17 protein-coding genes and 1 pseudogene are annotated in these 19,765 nt (G+C 68.4%); 4 read left to right on the top strand and 14 right to left on the bottom strand.

Annotation, left to right across the window (positions count from 1 at the left end):
* Nucleotides 1-119 precede the first annotated feature (119 nt).
* Complete coding sequence (locus JYK17_RS29730; RefSeq protein WP_222811563.1) at nt 120-572, bottom strand: DUF5709 domain-containing protein; 453 nt, start codon at nt 570-572, stop codon at nt 120-122.
* A gap of 277 nt (nt 573-849) precedes the next feature.
* On the bottom strand, nt 850-2,481 hold the full coding sequence (gene ctaD / locus JYK17_RS29725; RefSeq protein ID WP_234548540.1) for an aa3-type cytochrome oxidase subunit I: 1,632 nt from the start codon (nt 2,479-2,481) through the stop codon (nt 850-852).
* A 233-nt stretch (nt 2,482-2,714) separates the two neighbouring features.
* Between ctaD and JYK17_RS29720 the strand changes: the two genes are divergently transcribed.
* Nucleotides 2,715-3,275 (top strand): hypothetical protein, encoded by a 561-nt coding sequence (locus JYK17_RS29720; RefSeq protein ID WP_128800768.1) that lies wholly within the window; start codon nt 2,715-2,717, stop codon nt 3,273-3,275.
* On the opposite strand, the gene JYK17_RS29715 is transcribed toward JYK17_RS29720, so the two are convergent.
* Nucleotides 3,238-4,494 carry a DUF4185 domain-containing protein gene (locus JYK17_RS29715; protein ID WP_222811561.1) on the bottom strand — a complete coding sequence of 419 codons (1,257 nt, stop codon included), beginning with the start codon at nt 4,492-4,494 and terminating at the stop codon, nt 3,238-3,240. The two genes, JYK17_RS29720 and JYK17_RS29715, sit on opposite strands and share 38 nt — an antisense overlap.
* Nucleotides 4,495-5,012: 518 nt before the next feature.
* Between JYK17_RS29715 and JYK17_RS29710 the strand changes: the two genes are divergently transcribed.
* The 3 genes from JYK17_RS29710 (at nt 5,013) to JYK17_RS29700 (ending at nt 6,785) form a co-directional block, all read left to right on the top strand.
* Nucleotides 5,013-5,423, top strand: coding sequence for an aldo/keto reductase (locus JYK17_RS29710; protein ID WP_234548539.1), 411 nt, complete (start codon nt 5,013-5,015; stop codon nt 5,421-5,423).
* A gap of 19 nt (nt 5,424-5,442) precedes the next feature.
* Nucleotides 5,443-6,378: an aldo/keto reductase gene (locus JYK17_RS29705; protein ID WP_222811560.1), complete on the top strand. Its 936-nt coding sequence runs from the start codon at nt 5,443-5,445 to the stop codon at nt 6,376-6,378.
* Between the two features lie 116 nt (nt 6,379-6,494).
* Nucleotides 6,495-6,785, top strand: a complete 291-nt coding sequence (locus tag JYK17_RS29700; RefSeq protein WP_164932088.1) for a transposase — start codon at nt 6,495-6,497, stop codon at nt 6,783-6,785.
* 13 nt (nt 6,786-6,798) lie between these two features.
* On the opposite strand, the gene JYK17_RS29695 is transcribed toward JYK17_RS29700, so the two are convergent.
* The 11 genes and pseudogenes from JYK17_RS29695 to JYK17_RS29645 form a co-directional block, all read right to left on the bottom strand.
* A complete protein-coding gene (locus JYK17_RS29695) occupies nt 6,799-7,161 on the bottom strand; it encodes a hypothetical protein (protein WP_308011719.1) in 363 nt (120 codons plus the stop codon).
* Between the two features lie 215 nt (nt 7,162-7,376).
* Nucleotides 7,377-8,619, bottom strand: a pseudogene (locus JYK17_RS29690) (IS110 family RNA-guided transposase).
* Nucleotides 8,620-9,253: 634 nt separating this feature from the next.
* The gene (locus JYK17_RS29685) at nt 9,254-10,603 is read right to left on the bottom strand and encodes an Nramp family divalent metal transporter (protein WP_128800772.1); all 1,350 of its coding nucleotides are present in this window, start codon (nt 10,601-10,603) and stop codon (nt 9,254-9,256) included.
* Nucleotides 10,604-10,755: 152 nt separating this feature from the next.
* A complete protein-coding gene (gene groL / locus JYK17_RS29680; protein WP_222811559.1) occupies nt 10,756-12,408 on the bottom strand; it encodes a chaperonin GroEL in 1,653 nt (550 codons plus the stop codon).
* Between the two features lie 160 nt (nt 12,409-12,568).
* Nucleotides 12,569-13,594 carry an NAD(P)-dependent alcohol dehydrogenase gene (locus JYK17_RS29675; protein WP_222811558.1) on the bottom strand — a complete coding sequence of 342 codons (1,026 nt, stop codon included), beginning with the start codon at nt 13,592-13,594 and terminating at the stop codon, nt 12,569-12,571.
* Nucleotides 13,591-14,328, bottom strand: a complete 738-nt coding sequence (locus JYK17_RS29670) for an iron-sulfur cluster assembly protein (RefSeq protein WP_108015295.1) — start codon at nt 14,326-14,328, stop codon at nt 13,591-13,593. Before JYK17_RS29670 ends, JYK17_RS29675 begins: the two co-directional genes overlap by 4 nt.
* Entirely contained in the window at nt 14,325-15,332 is a 1,008-nt protein-coding gene (locus tag JYK17_RS29665; protein WP_128800774.1) for an amidohydrolase family protein, read from the bottom strand. The genes JYK17_RS29670 and JYK17_RS29665 overlap by 4 nt, the downstream gene beginning before the upstream one ends.
* A gap of 18 nt (nt 15,333-15,350) precedes the next feature.
* Nucleotides 15,351-15,704: a propane 2-monooxygenase effector subunit MimD gene (mimD, locus tag JYK17_RS29660; protein WP_108015293.1), complete on the bottom strand. Its 354-nt coding sequence runs from the start codon at nt 15,702-15,704 to the stop codon at nt 15,351-15,353.
* Complete coding sequence (locus tag JYK17_RS29655; protein ID WP_108015292.1) at nt 15,701-16,831, bottom strand: aromatic/alkene monooxygenase hydroxylase subunit beta; 1,131 nt, start codon at nt 16,829-16,831, stop codon at nt 15,701-15,703. Before JYK17_RS29655 ends, mimD begins: the two co-directional genes overlap by 4 nt.
* A 42-nt stretch (nt 16,832-16,873) precedes the next feature.
* Nucleotides 16,874-17,905: an FAD-binding oxidoreductase gene (locus JYK17_RS29650; RefSeq protein ID WP_108015291.1), complete on the bottom strand. Its 1,032-nt coding sequence runs from the start codon at nt 17,903-17,905 to the stop codon at nt 16,874-16,876.
* A gap of 63 nt (nt 17,906-17,968) precedes the next feature.
* Nucleotides 17,969-19,612: a ferritin family protein gene (locus tag JYK17_RS29645; RefSeq protein WP_222811557.1), complete on the bottom strand. Its 1,644-nt coding sequence runs from the start codon at nt 19,610-19,612 to the stop codon at nt 17,969-17,971.
* Between the last annotated feature and the right edge of the window lie 153 nt (nt 19,613-19,765).

Raw genomic sequence — 19,765 nt, 5'->3', positions numbered from 1 at the left:
AACCCGGGAGTGTCGTCGTCGTGCAGTTCGATGCCGCGGACGCATGCTGTCGGCCGGAGACGGCGGTCGCACGACGCACGACCCGACATCGCCTTCGGCCGTCCGTCTCGGGACTGGTGTCATTCGATGTCACGGTCGGGGACGACGTGGAGGGCCGCCTCTTCCGCCGAGGCTGCGCCGCCGTCGATGCCGACGTCCCGCGCCGTGTAGTCGTCGTCGAAACCCACGTCACCGTCCGTGTCCCAGCCGACCAGGCGGCCTGCGCGCTCGTCGCCGACCTGGTCGTCGAGGAGTTCCCCGTCGGTGTCGACGGCGTCGCCCAGTCCGTCGCCCTCGTCCTGCGCGCTCAGTTCGGGGACCTCGCGCCTCAGTCGGTGGGTCAAGTCCTCGTGGGAGGCCCCCTCCCTGGCGGTCAGGCCCCATTCGGACACGCCGAGCGATCTCTCGGGAGGCGAGTACCCCTCGTCGAGGATGTCCTCGCCGAACTCGTCCTCGTCGTACTCCTCTTCGGGGCTCAAGGGGTTGAAGTCTGCCGGATCACTCGACGCCGAAGCGTCATCTACTGCCGTCATCAGGCTCTCCCAGGCTGTGTCGTCTTCTCCCGCGCCGTCCTGCCGCAGTGGCCCGGGTCCCCTCATCCAAGCGGCACGTTGTGGACGCGGCATCTACGCGGCGTCGCCGAGCCGGCGCGGGTTCCTCGTACGGGCGGAGGTCGCCCGCGCGCGCCGGCCCCAGCTTCCCGGACGATCGAGGTGTGCCGGCCGATCGAGGTGCTGCCGGCCCATCCACGTGCTGCCGACCGCGCCCCACGCTTGTCCGGAGACCGATGGGACGCCGGCCCGGCGACCGTCAGCGTCCGCTGTGCTCCAGGGCCCGGACCTCGGGATGTCGTAGATCGAATGCCGGGGACTCCGAGCGGATCGTCGGCAGCGAAAGGAAGTTGTGCCGCGGGGGTGGGCAGGAGGTGGCCCATTCCAGCGAACGGCCGTATCCCCAGGGGTCGTCGTCCGCCACGCGCGGCGCGTAGTGCGCGGTCTTCCACACGTTGTAGAGGAACGGGAGCATGGAGGCGCCGAGCAGGAAGGACCCGATCGTCGAGACGGTGTTCAGGGCGGTGAAGCCGTCGGCCGCCAGGTAGTCGGCGTAACGCCGCGGCATTCCCCCGGCGCCCAGCCAGTGCTGGACGAGGAACGTGCAGTGGAACCCGACGAAGAGGGTCCAGAAGTGGATCTTCCCAATGCGCTCGTCGAGCATCTTGCCCGTGAACTTCGGCCACCAGAAGTAGAAGCCCGCGAACATGGCGAACACCACGGTGCCGAAGACGGTGTAGTGGAAGTGCGCCACGACGAAGTACGAGTCGGAGACGTGGAAATCCAGGGGCGGGGAGGCCAGCAGAACGCCGGTCAGCCCTCCGAAGAGGAACGTGACGAGGAAGCCCAGGGCCCACAGCATGGGCGTCTCGAAGGACAGGGACCCCTTCCACATCGTTCCGATCCAATTGAAGAACTTCACCCCCGTGGGAACAGCGATCAGGAACGACATGAACGCGAAGAAGGGCAGCAGAACCCCGCCGGTCACGAACATATGGTGAGCCCAGACGGTCACCGAGAGGCCGGCGATGGCGATCGTGGCCCCGACCAGACCCATGTAGCCGAAAACTGGCTTCCTGCTGAACACGGGCAGGATCTCGGTGACGATGCCGAAGAACGGCAGGGCGATGATGTACACCTCGGGGTGGCCGAAGAACCAGAACAGGTGCTGCCACAGCAGTGGCCCGCCGTTGGCCGCGTCGAAGACGTGGGCGCCGAACTTCCGGTCCGCCTCAAGGGCGAGGAGAGCTGCCGCCAGCGTCGGGAAGGCGATGAGGACCAGGACCGCGGTGAGCAGGACGTTCCACGTGAAGACCGGCATGCGGAACATGGTCATGCCGGGCGCGCGCATGCAGATGATGGTCGTGATGAAGTTGACCGAGCCGAGAATGGTCCCGAAGCCCGACAGAGCCAGGCCCATGACCCAGAGGTCGCCGCCCACGCCGGGCGAGTGCAGTGCGCTCGAAAGGGGCGCGTATCCGGTCCAGCCCCAGTGAGCGGAGCCGTCGGGGGTCAGGAATCCCGACAGGACGATCAGGGAACCCAGAAGATAGAGCCAGTACGCGAACATGTTCAGCCGGGGAAAGGCCACGTCCGGGGCGCCGATCTGCAGCGGCATGATCCAGTTCGCGAAACCTGCGAACAGAGGGGTGGCGAAGACCAGGAGCATGATGGTGCCGTGCGCGGTGAAGGCCTGGTTGAACTGTTCGTTGGAGAGAAACTGCATGCCCGGGCGCGCGAGTTCGGCGCGCATCACGAGGGCGAAGGCGCCGCCGACGAGGAAGAACACGAACGAGGTCGTCAAGTAGAGGGTCCCGATCCTCTTGTGGTCCGTGGTGGTCAGCCACTCCACCACCGCCCTGCCCCCTCCTGCGCTCTGCCGCCGCTCCATGGCCGTGTCGGCCACCTGTACTTTCGCCACCGTCGCCTCCGTGCGTCCGATCGAGGGGCCGCGGCCACGCGCCGCCGTGCCGCGAGCGCTGCCGCGAGAGCAAATCAAGCACCGCCGCATACATGTGCCGTCTACGGCAGGTGAAGGGGCGGGTCATGACGGCTCTTGGTGAGGCCGAAGGATGCCGTCGCCGTACCTCGCTGTCCGCCTTGAGAAAAGGGGGTGGGCGCCGCATGCTGGTCGTGATCGACCACGCACACAGCACCGCGCAGGTCAGGTGGCTGCTGCCCGCCGCCGCGGGCTGCGCCGTCCTGGTCACCTCCCGCCGGAGAATGATCGACCTGGCCGGCGCGCACCTGGTGGAAATCGATGCCCTCTCCCCCGGCGAAGCACTCCACCTGTTCACCCGGATCGTCGACGAACCCGAGGCGGCCCGTTATGTGGTGGACGCGTGCGGCTTTGTGCCGCTCGCCATCCGCATCGCCGCCTCCCGCCTGGCCGCCCGCCCCACCTGGCGCATCGCCACCCTGGCCGACAGGCTCGCCGACGACACCAACCGGCTCGCCGAGCTCCAGACCGGCGACCTGGCCATCACCCCGTCCTCGCGCGCCTATCCATGCCGGCCTGGATGCCGAACAGGCGCGCGCCTACCGGCTGCTGAGCACGACCACCGATTCGCTCCTGTCCCTGCTCCAGGCGGCACGCCTGCTCAACCGCGACTCCGCACAGACAGAAACGCTGATCGAACACCGGGCCTCAGCGGTAGTACGCCTCCAGTTCGGCGATCGAGGTGAAGGTCTGGGTGCCGCCGCTGCCGCCGATCACGCGCATGCCGTCACCGGTCGTGGTGTCGAAGTCGAAGACGTACGTCCTGTTCGTGCCGGCGGACGGGGAGGTGAAGTAGGACGGTGTCACGCGCTGGCCGGTGACATCGGTCCAGACGCCGGCGCGGCGGACCTGGATCCTGGGGGCGCTGCTGAACCAGCCGCCGTCGCCGAACATCGTGCCGGTGGTGTAGGCCACCCGGTCGAGGCGGTAGGTGCGCGGCCAGGTGTAGCCCCACCAACTGGTCGGCTTGCGCTCGTCGTTCCAGTCGTCCTCGTTGTGAGCCGTGTTGCCGTCGTTGTAGATCGCGGTGCCGAAGTGCGTGAGGCGTTCGACCGGGACGGTGCCGGGTCCGCGGGCCAGGTCGCGGGCGGCGTCCGGCCTGTTGTCCGGGGTGGGGACCGACGGGGTGAGGGACATCCTGCGCAGCGAGAAGGTGTACGCCCAGAAGTCGCCGGCCGGGTAACCGCCGCCGCAGAGGCAGACGTTCGACTGCAGCCACACCGACCTGCCGTCCGCGCTGATGTACTTCGACGGGATGGTGGTGGCGTAGCCGCCGTGCTTGGTGTGCGTCCACGGGTAGCCGCCGAAGTCCTTCGGCGTGAAGTGCTTCCACGGGCCCCTCGGGGTGGGCGCCTCGTAGAACTCGTAGTTGTACTCCGTCCAGGAGGTGCAGAGGTAGCGGTTCAGCGGCTTGTCGTAGACGACACCGCCCTGGCTGATCACGCTCAGGTCCCTGGCGCGGCCCGCGGTGGTCACGTTCTGGTAGATGCGGTGGTCGTCGTGGAGGACGGAGACCCGCTGGCCGATGTCCGGCGTCCACTGCGGGGTGCCCGCGCTGTTGCCGGCGTAGAACCGCCATGCAGACCGGTCCTGGACGGAGGTGGCGGGCACCCGGGCCAGATAGAGGTCGGCAGGGTCCGGGTCGGGGTCGAAGGTGTCGCGCCAGTTGTGGTCCAGGCCGTAGGCGTAGACGTAGCCGTCCGGACTGCCCGCGTTGTCCTTGCCGTAGTCCAGGAACATGACCGTGGTGCATGTCTGGTCGGAGAACATCGGTCTGCTCCTGTCCGACGTCCATGTCGCGCCCTTGTCGGTGGACTTGACGATCGTCGCGCTGGGCGCGTGGTCCAGGGTGCCCTGCTTCAGCTCCTGGACGGCCAGGTAGAGGTCGCCGTTGACGCAGACCATGCCGGTGGGCTGGCGGTGTTCCCGTCCCGACCTGAGGCTCTGTCATGGAGGCGCTCCCCTTCCGATCTTGAATGACGGGGGAAGCGTGGCAATGGACCGTTACGACGTACGCCGCATTCGTGTATCCCGCACGTTTCTGCAGGCAAAGCCGAAGGTACAGATCAACGCGCGGGGCCGGACGCACCGTTGCCCTGCAGGGAGTGCGCCGGTGTCGGTGAGACCGAAGGTGTCGGGGTTACAGGGCGAACGAACGGCGAGCAGGTACTGCATCTGCAGCTCATCCATTCACGCCTCCCGCTTCTGAATCTGACCATCAACAGTTGTTGGACTCCTGGATCACCGATTCCTACAGTGAACTCGCGGCATCGATCGGCACCTGATGAAGGAGGACATGCATGCAACAGCGCACCATCGGCGGCCACACCGTCCCGGCGATCGGCCTTGACAGCTGCTCGCCCGCGCACTGCATGAGTACGGCTCGGGAGTCGACGGCGTGCTCGTCGTGAACAAGGGAGGCCATCCGCCCCGGCGACGGCACATGGAACCGGAGCAGTGACCCCGAGCACCTCAAGCGTGCGGCCAGGGAGTCCACCTCCCGCCTCGGCGTCGATGCGATCAGCGTGCACCAGTTCCACCGCCCCGACCCGGCCGAGCCGTACGCCGACCCGGTGGGCGCGATCTGTGATCTCCTCGGCGAGGGCGTGATCCTCATGGCCGGCATCTCCAGCGCCGACGTCGCACAAATCGACGAGGCCCGTGAGGTACTTGGCAGTCGCCTCGCGTCGGTGTCAGAACCAATCTGGGCACTGGCCGTCGTGTCCGTCGTCATCCCGATCTCCGGTGCCTCCCGTCCTGACAGTTTCCGTGACTCCGCGGGGGCCGCCGACCTCGTACTCACGGCCGAACAGCTCGCGCGTGTGTCAGCCTGATCCGATCCTGGAGAACAATATGAAGACCTTTACCCTGCCGGGCACCGACATGGTGGTGCCGAACGTCGTCCTCGGGCTCATGCGGATCCAGGACAAGACCGACGACGAGGTGCGCACGCTCGTGAGCACCGCACGCGATTGCGGCATCACCTTCCTCGACCACGCCGACGTCTACGGATCGAGCCTGCATGGCTGCGAGCGCCGCTTCGCTGAGGCGCTGCGGCTGACCTCGTCCGAACGCGAACAGTTCGTCATCCAGTCGAAGGCCGGCATCGTCACCAAGGACGGTCCGTATTTCGACTTCTCGTACAAGCACATCCTCGAGTCGGTCGACGGATCACTCAAGGCGCTGGGCACGGACTACCTCGACATCCTTCTACTGCACCGGCCTGACGCGCTCGTGGAACCAGAGGAAGTCGCTCGCGCATTCGACGAGCTCTCGGCTGCCGGCAAGGTGCGCGCGTTTGGCGTCTCCAATCAGACCCCGCGGCAGATCGACCTGCTGCGCCGCTATGTGACGCAGCCGATCGTCGCGAACCAGCTGCAGTTGTCGATCACGCACGCACCGATGATCGCGCAGGGAGTTGCGGCCAACATGCAGGGTCTGGACCAGTCGATCGTGCGGGACGACGGCATCGTCGACTACTGCCGCCTGAACGACATCACGGTCCAGGCGTGGTCGCCGTTCCAAGCCGGGTTCTTCGATGGCCCGTTCCTCGGTTCGGAACGCTATCCCGAGCTGAATGCCGTGGTCGACCGCCTGGCGGACAAGTACGGCGTCCCGGCCGAAGCCATCGCCGTCGCGTGGATCACCCGCCACCCCGCGCAGATGCAGGTCGTACTCGGCACGACCACACCCGAGCGCGTGGCCGCCGCGACGCAGGGCTCGGACCTCCCGCTCACCCGCCCCGAGTGGTACGAGCTCTTCCGTACCGCCGGCTACACCGTGCCGTAATCGTCGCTCTTTCGCAGAGCACATGCCGGGCTGGGGTCAATGCCGTGACGGCGCTGGTGATCTAGTGCGGGCCACTGACAGTGGGGCCGTCGGGTGGTTCGCTGGAGGAGTGCGGGGTGGCCGACCGCGACGCCGCACTGCCCTTGCTGGAGCGGCTGCCACGGCAGTACTTCTCCATCCGCCTCGTCTGGGCGGACAGCGGCTATGCGGGCCGGCTCGTCGACCGGGCGGCCGAGAAGTGCCAGCTCACCCTTGAGATCGTCAAACGCACCGACGACACCAGCGGGTTCGTGGTGCTGCCGCGCAGGTGGATGGTGGAAAGAACGTTGAGCTGGCTGATGCGCTCGCGCCGCCTGGTGCGCGACTACGAAACGCTGCCCGCCATGCACGAAGCCATGGTGCTGTGATCGATGACCATGCTCATGAGCGGTCGCCTGGCCGGACGACGCCCGGCCGGCTTCGGACGGCCGGCACCGCGAGAGCGGTGAACACTTCCGGCCGCACCTGCAGCGCCCACCCCCGCTCCACCAGGCGCTTCGCTTTCGACCGCAGCCCCTCGACCTTCGCCGGGACAGCCTCCTGCGCGAGGCCGACGGCCAGTTGCCGGCAGCGCATGCCCTCCCGGCCTGCTTCAGATTCCAGCACCGACAGGATCTGCTGGTAGTCCGGCGCGAGGGCTGTCGCCGCCATGCCCGTCTGCCGCCGGGGCACCGTCGAGCCCGCCACCGCGCTGCCCGGCGGCTCCGCGACCACCGAAGGCGGCCCGGCCAGCACCTCGGTCACTGTCACCCGGGCATCCACCAGCCGCTGAAGCACAGCTTCGGCCTCGCCTGGCCGGTCGCGCGGTCGTCCTGCCCAACGGCTGAGAGGGATCCGGGTACAGGAATCCGGCGCTGAACCGGCTTTGACGCGTAGATAGCAGCAGGTCAGGTTGGGTGCGGGCAAGGCTGGGCGCCCGGTGGCCGTGGTGATCGCCGGGTGTCCTGGCTCTGGCCGTGTCAGGTCGCGTCTCTTAGAAGGTTGAGGGTCACGGTGTAGCCGAGCTGGTTGAGCGCGGTGATCGCGCGGCGGGTGGCGCGTTCGGGGTCGAGTTGGGCGAAGTTGGTTCCGCCGAGTTCTTGTTAGGGGACGTTGTCGGTGAGCATGTGCCAGATCGCGGTGGTGATCCAGTGTTCGACGGCGACCAGGGCCCTGAGTGGGCCGCGACGGGCGGTCAGCCGTTTGTAGCGGACCTGCAGGTAGGTGTCCTTGGTCCGCTCCGCGCCGAAGGCGGCGAGTCCGAGGGCACCTTTGAGATACGGGTTGCCGGGGCGGACCTTGGTGTTCTTGGTGCGGCCGGCGGACTCGTGGTGGCCGGGGCAGACATCGGCCCAGGACGCGAGGTACCTGGCGGAGGGAACCGGGTCATGTCGCCACCGGTCTCCGCGATGATCACCTCGGCGACCGCCCGGTTGATCCCGGGGACGGTGTCGAGCAGGTCGAGCGCGGGGCGAAAGGGGGCCATCGCCTCCTCGATCCGTTCATCGAGCTGCCCGATCGCGGTGGTGAGTTGGTCGTAGTGGTTTAGGTGCAGCCGGGTCAGGAACGCATGGTGGGCTCGGAAACGGCCGGTCAGGGCCTCGGTGAGTTCGGGGATCTTGTTGCGGAGCTTGCGCTGGGCCAGTTCCGCGTGGGCCTGCGGGTCGCGTTCGCCGTCGATGAGGGCTTCGAGCATGGCCCGGCCGGAGACGCCCATGATGTCGGAGGCGACCGCGGAGAGCTGATCCCGGTGTCCTCCAGCAGCTTCTCCAGGCGCTGGACGACCTGACCGCCCTCGCGGGTCATCTGGGTGCGGGCCCGGGTCAGATCCCGCAGCTCGCGCACCGGCTGGGGCGGCACGAACGAGGGCCGCACCAGGCCGTGCGCGCCGAGCTGGGCCAGCCAGGCCGCGTCCGAGACGTCCGTCTTGCGGCCGGGCAGGTTCTTGACCTGCCGCGCGTTGACCAGGATCACGTTCAACTCGTCGGCCAGCAGGTAGTAGCAGGGCTTCCAGTAGTCCGAGGTCGCCTCGATCACGACCAGGGTGACCCGGGCGGCGAGCAGGTACTCGCGCAGGGCGAGCACCGCGTTTGTCGTCGATCCCCAGGTGGTGGTCCCGGTCGTGAACGACCCCCGCCGCTTGGTACTGGGCGTGCGGACGCACGCCTTGGCGTCCTTCTTGCTGATGTCCACACCGGCGCAGCGTTCATGCAGCACATCCACGTTCCGGTCCCTCCCTCACCCAACGGCCAAGCGCTACGCCGTTCCGGGAGGACCAGGGTGAATCAGGAATTCTGACGCACGTGCTCACAGCAACACTCCACGGTTCCCGTGGACGGCCCTCAGCACCACGCTGACCTGCGAGCTCACCGGCATCACAGAGCCGTCGGTTTCGGCCGGAACGAACCCCACCAACGTCCCGGCCCGATATCAACCACCGTCAGGGCAGACAAAAGCATCCCCAGCGCACGCCACAGCATTTATCACGCCCCCGGCGCGCACCGAAGGTGCGCTGGTTCGCTGACCTGGGGTTGACATGCTCCCCGCCCTGAACGGCGAGGATTCTGGCTGACGTCGCGCGCGTACGTCGGTCCGCGCCGGAACCAGCGCGATCGGGGCCTCCAGTTCGGACAACTCGGCGCGAAGAAGGCGCTGTACGGGATCGGGCGCGCTGGGCGGGCATCCGCCTCGTCGGGGCGGTCAGCGACGCCGTGCGAGGGTCCGGAGGATTCCTGCCCGTCAGGGGGATGATCCCGCTGCCCGCCGTCACGAACAGCATCCGCTACGGCGGCGGCTCGGGCGCCAGGAACTCCCCTTGTGCCGGGCCGAGTCGCAGCACCCTGCCCGGGCGGCGAGCTCAGTCGACGAACACGCTCGCGAGCAGAGCCACGTTGAGTGCCACCACCAGCACGCTGGCCATCCAGGCGCAGTATGTGGTCACGCGCCGATTGACCCAGCGGCCCATGACGGCACCGTCGCGGGTGAGCAGGACGAGTGGGACGAGGGCGAACGGGATACCGAAGGACAGGATGATCTGGCTGAGGACCAGACTCTGCGTCGGACCGGCGCCGGCCGCGAGGACCACGATCGCGGGTGTCATGGTCAGCAGCCTGCGCAGCAGCACCGGGATCCGGCGCCCGAGGAAGCCGCCCATCACCACCTCCCCCGCGTACATCCCGACGCTGGTCCCGGCCAGACCCGAAACAAGCAGTGCGAGTGCGAAGGCGAGGGCCGCGGCGGAGCCGACGAGCCGCCCGTAGGCGTCGTGGGCCGCGCCCAGCGAGTGGGCGGCCTCGGGGGCGCCGGGGTGGAACAGGGTCGCCGCCGACACCAGCAGCGCGACGTTCACGGCGCCCGCGAGGATCATCGCGACCAGCACGTCGGTGCGTACGTGACGCAGGAGTCGCCGGCGAAGTGGCCGGTCGGGGTCGTGACCGGGGTTCTGGTCAGGGCCGGCGGAATCCGGGGCGAGGGAGAGGCTGTAGCGGTCGCCGGTGAGCGCCGAGTGCAGATAGATCACGTGCGGCATGACCGTGGCGCCGACGATCCCGCCGGCCAGCACCAGGCTCTCGGTGCCCGACAGCCCCGGCACCAGTCCGTCGGCGGCGGGGGCCAGCGGGGCGCCGCCGCCGAACAGTTGGCCGAGGAACAGTCCCAGGAGGCAGGTGAGTCCCGCCGCCATCAGCACCTCGAAGCGGCGTCGGCCACGGCCACGCATCGGCATCAGCAGCAGCGAGACCGCGCCGACGACCAGCCCGCCGAGCCACAGCGGCAGGCCGAACAACAGGTGCAGGGCGATGGCCCCGCCGACGACCTCCGCGAGGTCGGTCATCACCACGACCGCTTCCGCCTGAGCCCACAGTCCCCACACGACCGGCCTGCGGTACCGAGCCCGGCACAGCTCCGGCAGGCTCTTGCCGGTGGCGACGCCGAGCTTGGCGGAGAGGTACTGCAGCAGCATCGCGACGACGTTCGCAGTGATCAGGACCCACAGCAGCAGCGGCCCGTAGGTGGCGCCCGCCTGGATGTTGGTGGCGAAGTTGCCGGGGTCGACGTAGGCGATGGCGGCGACGAACGAGGGGCCGAGCAGTGAGTAGGAGAGACCGGAGCGGAGCCGGGGACGCCGCTCTCCGGGGGTACGGCCGCGGGGGCCGCCTGTGAGGGTGAGATGGACCTGCCCCCGCGCAGGGGTGGATTCGGTCGCCATGACGCCGTGTTCTCCCTCAATCTCCGGGAACCATGAGCGCCCCGAAGGGCGCGGGGCTGTGTCGATGTGCGACGCCGCCGCATGGGCGCGGCCAGTCACGAACATTCGCGGCCGACCACAACCCGCACACGGCGCAGGCGGCGCGCCGGCCCCTAGGGGATGTTGGAGGGCCGCGGCAACCCCTCCGCCAGATCCCCGATCTCCGGCGAATGGATGGACCCGGGATTGCCGATGATCTCCTCGACGATCAACGTTTCGGTCGTGAGCAGCAACGCGGCGATGGACGCCGCACTCAGCAGCGCACTGCGCGTCACCTTGACCGGGTCGATCACCCCGCGTCGGTGCAGGTCGACGTAGTCACCGCGCAACGCGTCCAGTCCGCTGCCGGCGGGCAACGCGGCCACCCGGGCCTCCGCCTCGTCGGGGTCGAGCCCAGCGTTGATGGCGATCCAGCGAAGCGGTTCGGCCAGCGCCTTGGCGACGATCGTGCCGCCCAACGCGATTTCCCCGGCCGGGAGTTGGAGTGCCGCGATGTCGCCCCGCGCATGCAGCAGCGCCGCTCCACCACCTGCGACCACACCCTCCTCGGCCGCGGCCCGCGTCGCCGCCAGGGAGTCCTCCAGACGCATCTGCTTCTCCTTGAGCTCGACGCCACTCGCCGCGCCGACGCGGATGACGGCAACGCCGCCGGAGAGCTTCGCGATGCGTTCGCCGAGCTTGTCCTGGTCGTGCTCGTTGGTGGCGCGCTCCCTCTCGATCTTGAGGTTCTCGATGCGTTCGGCCACCCGCTCGTCGCCGCCGGCCCCGCCGAGGACAGCGGTGGATCGCTCGGTGGCGATGACCTTCTCGGCGCGCCCCAGGTCCTCGAGGGTGACGCCCTCCAGGGTGCGGCCCGCGGTGCCGGTGATGACCCTGCCGCCGGTGAGCGCGGCCATGTCCTCCAGTTCGGCGATGCGCCGGAAGCCGAAGCCGGGGGCGCGCACCGCGAGCGACCGGAAGGTGCCGTGTGCCGCGTTGGTGACGAGCATGCCGAGCGCGGGCCCGTCGACGTTCTCGGCGATGACGACCAGCGGCGAGCCGGTGCGCATGACCTGCTCGAGGATCGGCATCAGCTCCTGCACCTTGGTGATCTTGGTGTCGCAGTACAGCAGATACGGGTTGTCCAGGACGGCTTCCATACGTCCCTGGTCGGTGACCATGTACGGGGAGAGCCAGCCGTTGTCGAACTCCAGGCCCTCGGCGTACTCGACAGTGATGCCGAAGGCCGCCGACTCCTCCACGGTGACGACGCCGGTGCGGCCGACGCGGGCCACGGCCTGGGCGATGGCCTCGCCGATGGCGGGGTCGTTGTTGGCGGAAAGGGCGGCCACCCGGACGAGTTCGCCGTCGGTGCGGACCTCGCGCGACTGGGCGATCAGCGAATCGACGGCGGCGGCCACCGCGGCCTCGATGCCGTTCTTCAACAGCACCGGGTTGGCACCGTCGTTGACGGCCCGCAGCCCCTCGCGGACGATCGCCTGGGCGAGCACGGTGGCGGTGGTGGTGCCATCGCCGACGTCCCCGTTGGTGCGGGTGGCAACCTCCTTCACGAGCTGGGCGCCCATGTTGGCGAAGGGGTCCTTGAGCTGGATCTCGCGAGCGATGGTGACGCCGTCGTTGGTGATGGTGGGCGGTCCCGTCAGCTTCTCCAGGACCGCGTTGCGGCCCTTGGGGCCGAGGGTGACGCGCACTGCGTCGGCCAGTGCGTTCACTCCGCTCTCCAGCAGTGCGCGCGCTTCGGCGTTGAAGCGCAGTTCCTTCGCCATGGCGGTGTCGTCCCTTCAGGTACGGCTCGGGTACGGCTCAGCAGAACTGTGTGTGGGGAGGCGGTGGCGGCGGCTGTGTGTGCGGTTTCCGCGGTGCGCCGACCCTCATGAACGGGGGTCCACGGAACAGCCGCCGCCACCTGTGCGGGGAGGGCGCGGATCAGGGCACGAGCACGGCGCGCCCGCGGACCCGGCCCTGATTCAGGTCGTCGAGGGCACGGCCGAAGTCGGCCAGCGGATAGGTGGCGGTGTGGAGGGTGACCAGGTCTCGCGCCGCGAGGTCCATCAGCTCCACCAGGTCGGTGTAGGAACCGACCAGGTTTCCGATGAAGTTGATCTCGGTGGAGATGATGTCGATGGTCGGCACGGACAGGGTGCCGCCGTAGCCGATGACGTAGTAGTCGCCGGCCCGGCGCAGCATCCGTACGCCGTCCTCCAGTGCTCCGCCCTCGCCCACGAAGTCGAGCACGGCCTCGGCGCCCTGCCCGCCGGTGAGCGCGGCGACCTGGTCGACCTGGCTCCCGTCGGCGACCACGGTGTGGTGCGCGCCGAGCGTCTCGGCGAGCTTCAGTGCCTGCGCCGACCGGTCGACGACGATCAGCTCGGCCGGGGTCAGCGCCCGTAGCACCTGGATGCCGATGTGCCCGAGCCCGCCCGCGCCGATCACCACGACCTTGTCACCCGGCGCGAGTGTGCGGGCCGCCTTCTTCGCCGCGTGGTACGCCGTCAGGCCCGCGTCGGCGAGCGCAGCCACGTCGGCCGGGGCGAGGTCAGGGTCGAGCGGGACGACCGCGCGCGCATTGGTGCGCAGGTACTGGGCGAACCCGCCGTCGGCGTCGATCCCGGGGAACGTGCTCGCCGCGCAGTGCACGTCGTCGCCGCGTCGGCAGGCGGCGCACAGGCCGCAGGTGGCGAGGGGGTGCAGGATGACCGGGTCACCGGGCGCGATCCCGGTGACCGCGGACCCGACCTCCGTGACCCACCCCGCGTTCTCATGCCCCTGGATGTACGGCAGGCGCACGCCGCTCTTGGCCTCCCACTGGCCCTCGATGATGTGCAGGTCGGTCCGGCATACGCCGGCGCCGCCGATCCGCACGATCACGTCCAGCGCTGTGGAGATCACCGGGTCCGGGACCTCGTCGAGTCGGGGCTGGTGGTCGTACTGGTGCAGTCGTACGGCCTTCATGACGCCTCCTCCTCCTTGCTACGGCTCACTTCTGTCCAGCCGCCGGCCCCGTAGCGGGTAGCCAGCAGGCCTTCGCAGAACTCGGTGTTGCTGTCGATGCCGACTCCGGCCGTGCGTCCCTTGAGCAGGTGCCGCTCCAGGCCGACGGCGGGCACGGCGTGCCCCTCGCCGTCGGTGAACAGCGGCGCCGACGCGTTCGCGGGGAGGCCGAGGAGGGCGCGTCGGCGCCGCAGTGTCACCGTCAGGCGCTCGGGCAGGTCGCCCAGGACCGCTTCGGCCAGCTGCCGGTGGGTCCAGCCGCGCTCCAGCAGTCGCCTGCCGAGCCGGGCCTGGGCCGCCAGGTGCCCTTTGCGCAGGAAGACGGCGCGCAGCTCCTGCATGCGGTCGGGGTCGGCGAGCCCCGGGAACGCGTCGGCGAACGAATGTCCGCAGCCCACTCCGTGGTTGATCTCCTCGGAGGCGAAGTGATCCTCCAGGACCACCGTGCACTCCCCCACCCACGAGAGCCGGGACAGCTCGCGCCGGGCGTCCTCGACCATCAGCCAGGCGAAGTTGGGGGCACAGAAGTAGGTGGGCAGCCGGAGTCGGGCCTCCACCGAACCGTCGGCGCCGACACTGACGGAGCGGACGAAGCCCAGTTCGGTGATGGGGCGGTCGAGTTCCGGGTCGAGCACTGCCGCCAGGGCCGCGTTGACGGCGGTGACACGGTCGACCGCCTCGGTCACGGCGGTCATGCCACCACTGCTCCGGTGGCGGGCAGTTGGGCACTCCCGGGGACCTTCAGGTCGTACAGGCGCGCGTGGTTGAGGCCGAGGATCTTGCGCTTGACGTCGGTGGTGAGGGCGCCGTACTCGGACTGGAGGTCCTCCGGGATCTGGAAGTCGACGAATTTCTCGATGAGCCACTTCGGGCTCCAGATCGCGTAGTCGCTGCCGAACACGATCCGGTCCTCGTCGAGCCAGTAGAGGAGCTCGCCGATGATCTGGGCGAAGTAGCGGGGGCGGGTGTGGATGAACGGCATGACCACGGACAGGCCCGCGTACACGTTGGGTTCCTGGGTGGCGATCCAGCAGAAGTCGTCGAGGCGGGGCAGCCCTGAGTGCTCCACGACGAAGTTCAGGCCGGGGAAGGCGCTGGCCGCGTGGTCGACGTCGGCGACGTCGAAGGCGTCCCGGTTCAGCGGCCAGATAGTGGGTCCCTTGTGGACATGGATGTTGCGGATGCCGAGCTCCTGGCAGAGCGCCAAGTAGTCCTGTGCCTCGGGGTCGCTCAGCTTCCAGCCCTTGGAGGAGCCGCGCCATTCGGCGGTGTAGAGCTTGACGCCGCGCAGGTTCCACTCGGTATGCAGTGCCCGCAGCCGCTCCAGGCCGGCCTCGCCCTCACGGGGGTCGAAGGCGCCGTTGACGATGAGCCGGTCGGGGTACTTGCGGGCCAATTCCCCGTTCGTCTCAGTGGTGTTGAAGCCCTTGCGGTAGAACTCGTTCAGGTACGTGGGCTGGAAGATCCCCCAGTCGACGTAGCCGGTCTCGAACAGGTCGTGGACCAGGTCCTGTTCGGTGTACTTGCGGAACTTCTCCAGCGGCCACACCCACTCCTGGGGGCTGAGGTTGCGCTGGTAGTCGTAGAAGCAGCGGATGAAGCCCTCGCCGTACTTGTTGGCGGTGTTCTCCTCGCTGGCGTCCCAGAAGTGGATGTGTCCGTCGACGATGAAGTAGTCGACGCCGTCCTTGCGGTACATGGCTGCTCCTGAGGGCCGTCAGTCGACCGGAGTGAGGTCGAAGTCGATGTATTCGGCGGCGTCCTCGGGGTTGGCGAAGAGCACCGTGCGGTCATCGAGGTGAACCATGCGCCCGTAGTGGGTGGACATGATCTCCTCGAAGTCGGACTGGTCGAAGTCGAAGCCGAGGGCCTTGGAGATCTCGTCGAAGTCGAAGGTGAGCACCCGCTCGCCGTCGACGCGGATCATCGAGGGGTAGTCGGTGACGGTGACGTGCTCCTTGCCGCGCATCACATCGGCGACGACATGGCCGTTCTGGTTGTTCATCAGCGTCACGCCGCACTTGTTCGACGAGGTACGGTCGGCGCTGAACGGCTGTGGGACGGTGGTCACTTGGCGTTCCTCTCGCTCGTTCGGTCAGCGGGCGCCGCAAGCCCCAGGTCCTCGATGAGGCGGGCGAAGCGCTCCTTGGCGCGGTCGAGGCTGTCCTCGAAGCGGACCGGCTTCTCGGCGGACTGGGACCACAGGGGCTGCAGCCGGCGTGCGGCCTCGAGGCTCACCGGCGCCCAGCGCTCCAGCCACTCCTGGACGACCGCCTTGTTGCCGGCGCCGTGGGTGGCGTCGCCGAGCAGCAGCGTGAACAGGGCGCGGGTGTAGCGCAGATCGCGGTCGTAGTCGTTCTCGCCGGCGCCCATCACGGTGGGGGTGGTGTAGTCACCGTTGCGGGCGGAGATCTGCAGCACGAGATGGCTGCGGAACAGTTCGCCGACGAGGGGCTCGAAGACGAGGTTCGCGGCGAACAGGGCCTCGGCCCAGTCCTGGACGGCGGTGAGCCGCTCGGTGTTTTCCCGCACGCCCTGCCAGGCGGGGTCCGACTGCCACACCTCCCGGTGGGCCGAACCGTCGAAGCCGTCGAGCCTCTCCTCGATGTCGAGGTTGTACAGCGCGAGGTCCTGCGCGAAACGGAGCTTGTGAACGCTGTTCACCGCGAGCGCGTTGTTGATCATATTGGTGGGCGCCGAGCGCTGGATCGCGACGAACACATGCATCCCCAGGCCCTGTTCGGCGTGCATCCACGCGCCGACGTGCCGTTCGACGAACCTGGCCCAGGAGCGGGACCACTGCTGGTACGCCTCGGCCTTGCGGGCGTTCGCGAGGTTCTGCTGGACCTGCCGCACGACGTTGGCGTTGTTGCGGTAGATCGTCTGCTCCCACTCCTCGTTGGGGTCGAGGAAGCGGTGCCAGTCGGAGGACTTGAGAGCGGTCCAGTCCTGCGGGTATCCCGAAGAGCCGTCGGCGAAGCCGTAGATCCAGCCCTGCAGCAGGTGGCGTTCGGGGTCGGGCTGGACGTCGAAGGTGACGTCCTCGTACATGGTCGCCCGCATCTTCTGCGGCTTGTAGTAGGAGAAGGCGCGGCTGGTGGAGCTCGGGAAGACAAGGGCTCCCGCCTCGGCGTCGGTGAACTGCGGCTTGGGGAAACTGCGTTCGGCCTTGGCCGGCTTGTCGGCTTGGGTGGTCATGGATACGGCTCCTCGCGACGATGCGATGGTGCGGCGGTCGGTTCAGGTGTCGGTGGACGTGGTGAACTTGTCCAGGAAGATCCGCTCCTCGGGCATGCCCTTGCCGGTGAGCAGCTCCAGTGCGGCGTCGCACATCGGCGGCGGGCCGCACAGATAGGCGTCGGCGCCCGACAGGTCGCCCTCGTGCCGGTCGACGACCTCGGTGATCAGCCCCTGCTCGTACACACCCGTCCCGTCCTCGGACAGGGCTGGTACGAAGGCGAAGTCGTCGAGGCCCCGGCCGAGTTCGGCGATCTCCTCGAGCGCGAACAGGTCCCGCTCGGTGCGCGCCCCGTAGTAGAACCGCGTGCGCCGAGGGCTGCCGGTGGCGGCCAGGCCGCGCAACTGGGCCAGGATCGGCGCCATGCCGGCGCCGCCCGCGAGCAGGATGAGGTCGCGGTCCGGAGCGTCCCGCATCACGCAGGTGCCGTAGGGGCCTCTGACGGTGAGCGGGTCGCCGGGGTTCAGGGTGCCGTCGAGCAGTCCGGAGAAGAGTCCGCCTGGATAGCGCTTGATGATGAACTCCAGTCGGCCGCCCGGCCCTTCGGCGGACAGACCCGCCATGGAAAAGGACCGCCACTGATCGGTGCCGGGCACCTGGATGTCCACGTACTGCCCGGTGCGGTACGGAAGTTCGTCGGCGGGGCCGACGTTCAGGCCGAGCCGGACGATGTCGTGGGTGAGCTGCTCGACGGCGGCGACGGTGGTGCGGGCCTCACGCGGCGGGATCCCGGAGAGGAGCATCTCCTCGTCGTAGTTGATGAGTTCGACGCTGAGGTCGCCGTAGGCATGCACCCGGCACAGCAGGACGTACCCCTCGTCGCTCTCGTAGTCGGCCAGCGCGAAGGTGGAGTAGCGCTCCATCTGCTGGTCGCCGTCGAGGAGGAAGGACTTGCAGGACGAGCACTGGCCCTCCTTGCAGCCGTGCATGAGCATGACGCCTTGGCGGAACGCGGCGTCCAGGACGGTCTCGTCCTCGTCGGCCTCGATCTCGATGCCGACCGGTTCGAATCGGATGCGGTGCTTGTCGCCCACAAGGACCAGCCTTCCGGGGCGGCGACCCCGCGACGGTGCGTCGCCGCCCCTACCTGAGTTCGTTCAGGGCATCGAGGGTGTGATGTTGGTGCGGCTGCGGTAGTCCGCGACGTGCGCCTCGCGCTCCTCGTCAGACATCTCGTTGAGAGCCACGTTGGGGCTGATGAACGTGTTGCCACGCACGTCGTCGAGCGTCCACAGCTTCTTGGCGTCGTCGAGGTCCAGGTGCGGCTGCGGGATCAGCGTCTTTCCGTCGTCACGGACATAGCCGAGGTCGGTGACGATGTCGGCGAGGTCCTGGCCGTGGTAGCAGGTCTCCCACTCGCGCTTGCCGGTCAGCCGTCCCATCGACGGGGTGGCGCGGCCCTCGTACTCGGGCCTGAAGGCGGTGGTGTCGGTCCACGCGCAGGTCTCGGAGCAGTAGGTGCGCCACTGACCGTCCACCTTGTCGACCACCATGTCCTGCCGGACCAGGCAGGGCACCATGCAGCTCCAGCAGCGGTGCGGGTACTGGTAGCCGACGTCCTCGAAGGCGATCGGCTTGTTCGCGCCCGGGTGCCGCAGCCGGTTGTACGCCTCCCACCAGGCGCCGTACTCCGCGTACCAGCCCGGGTACTTGGACTCGAACCACTCGAAGTCGTCGTCGGTCATGCCGTCGATGCGCCAGAAGTTCACCGGCCAGCCCGTGGCGAAGAACTGGGCGACCTTGTGGACGTAACCCTGGTTCCAGATCCGCTTCCACGCCTCCTCGACGAGGTCGTGCGGGATCTTCAGGCCGTACTTCTCCAGCGGGATCAGGTACGACCGGTAGTAGTCGTCGTAGATCCAGCGGCGCCACATCTCGGCGTAGCTGTCGCGATCCTTGCGGCGGTCCTTGCTGCCGTACTCGATGAACGTGCCGATGGCGGCGTCCACCACGCAGTGGTTGTTCCACCAGGCGTAGCGCAGATCGCGCTCCAGGAGCTGGCGGTTGTCCTCGTCGGCCAGCGCCATCAGGAGGATCGAGTAGCCGTTGGAGATGTGCCGCGACTCGTCCGACTGCACCGAGTGGAAGACGCTGGGCAGCAGGTAGTCGCCGTTGGCGGCGGCCTCCGCCGGCATGGCCACGAACAGGGTGTTGGTGAAGGCGGTCTCCGCGACCAGCGTCAGGTAGACGTTGGCGGCGGTGATCGCGTCACCGGTGATGAACCCCTCGCCGAACTGGCGGCCGATGGTGCCCGCGTAGCAGTTGGCGAACGCCTTCTCGGAGATGTCGAACCCGGCGGGGTCGATGTAGTGGTTCATGTAGAGGCGCTTGAGGTTCATCTGGATGGTCGAGTGCCGCACTTCGTCGATCATCTGCACCGCGAGGCCGTTGTGCAGCTGCGGGTTGGGCACCGCGCCGATCGCCATCGGCATCGCGCGGGCCGCGCTGATCTCGGGGAACGGGATGATGGACAGGAACAGCTTCTGCCACTCCATCCAGCGCTCCTGCACCTGGCGGAACATGTTGCCGCGGATCGCGCCGTCCATCGCCCCGTAGACCCGGTTGTCCTTCTCCTCCTCCATCGGGAAGTAGGAGCGCAGGACCTGCTTGAGCGGGTCTTTCTTGGGGGCCTTGTCGAAGCGGTAGTCGGTGGCGAAGCGGGTGGCCGGCGTCGCGAACGTCGGGTCCCACGACAACTCGGTGATCTTCTTGTGCGCCTTGCTCAGGCTCTGTCGGCTCACGGGTGATACTCCTCCGGCTGACTCGGCAGCGATGGGGCTCCCCCCGGCTCCGGAACAGCCGGATGCGGGAGAAGGAACCTCGGTCGTCCCGGCGCTCGCGGCGGCGCACTGCCGTCTCCGACCGGGACGTCGCCTATCGTCGGGGCGCTTTCG

Origin of the sequence: Streptomyces plumbidurans (assembly GCF_019857225.1) — a bacterium.
GTDB lineage: Bacteria > Actinomycetota > Actinomycetes > Streptomycetales > Streptomycetaceae > Streptomyces > Streptomyces plumbidurans.
This window is presented reverse-complemented; position numbering and strand designations above follow the sequence as displayed.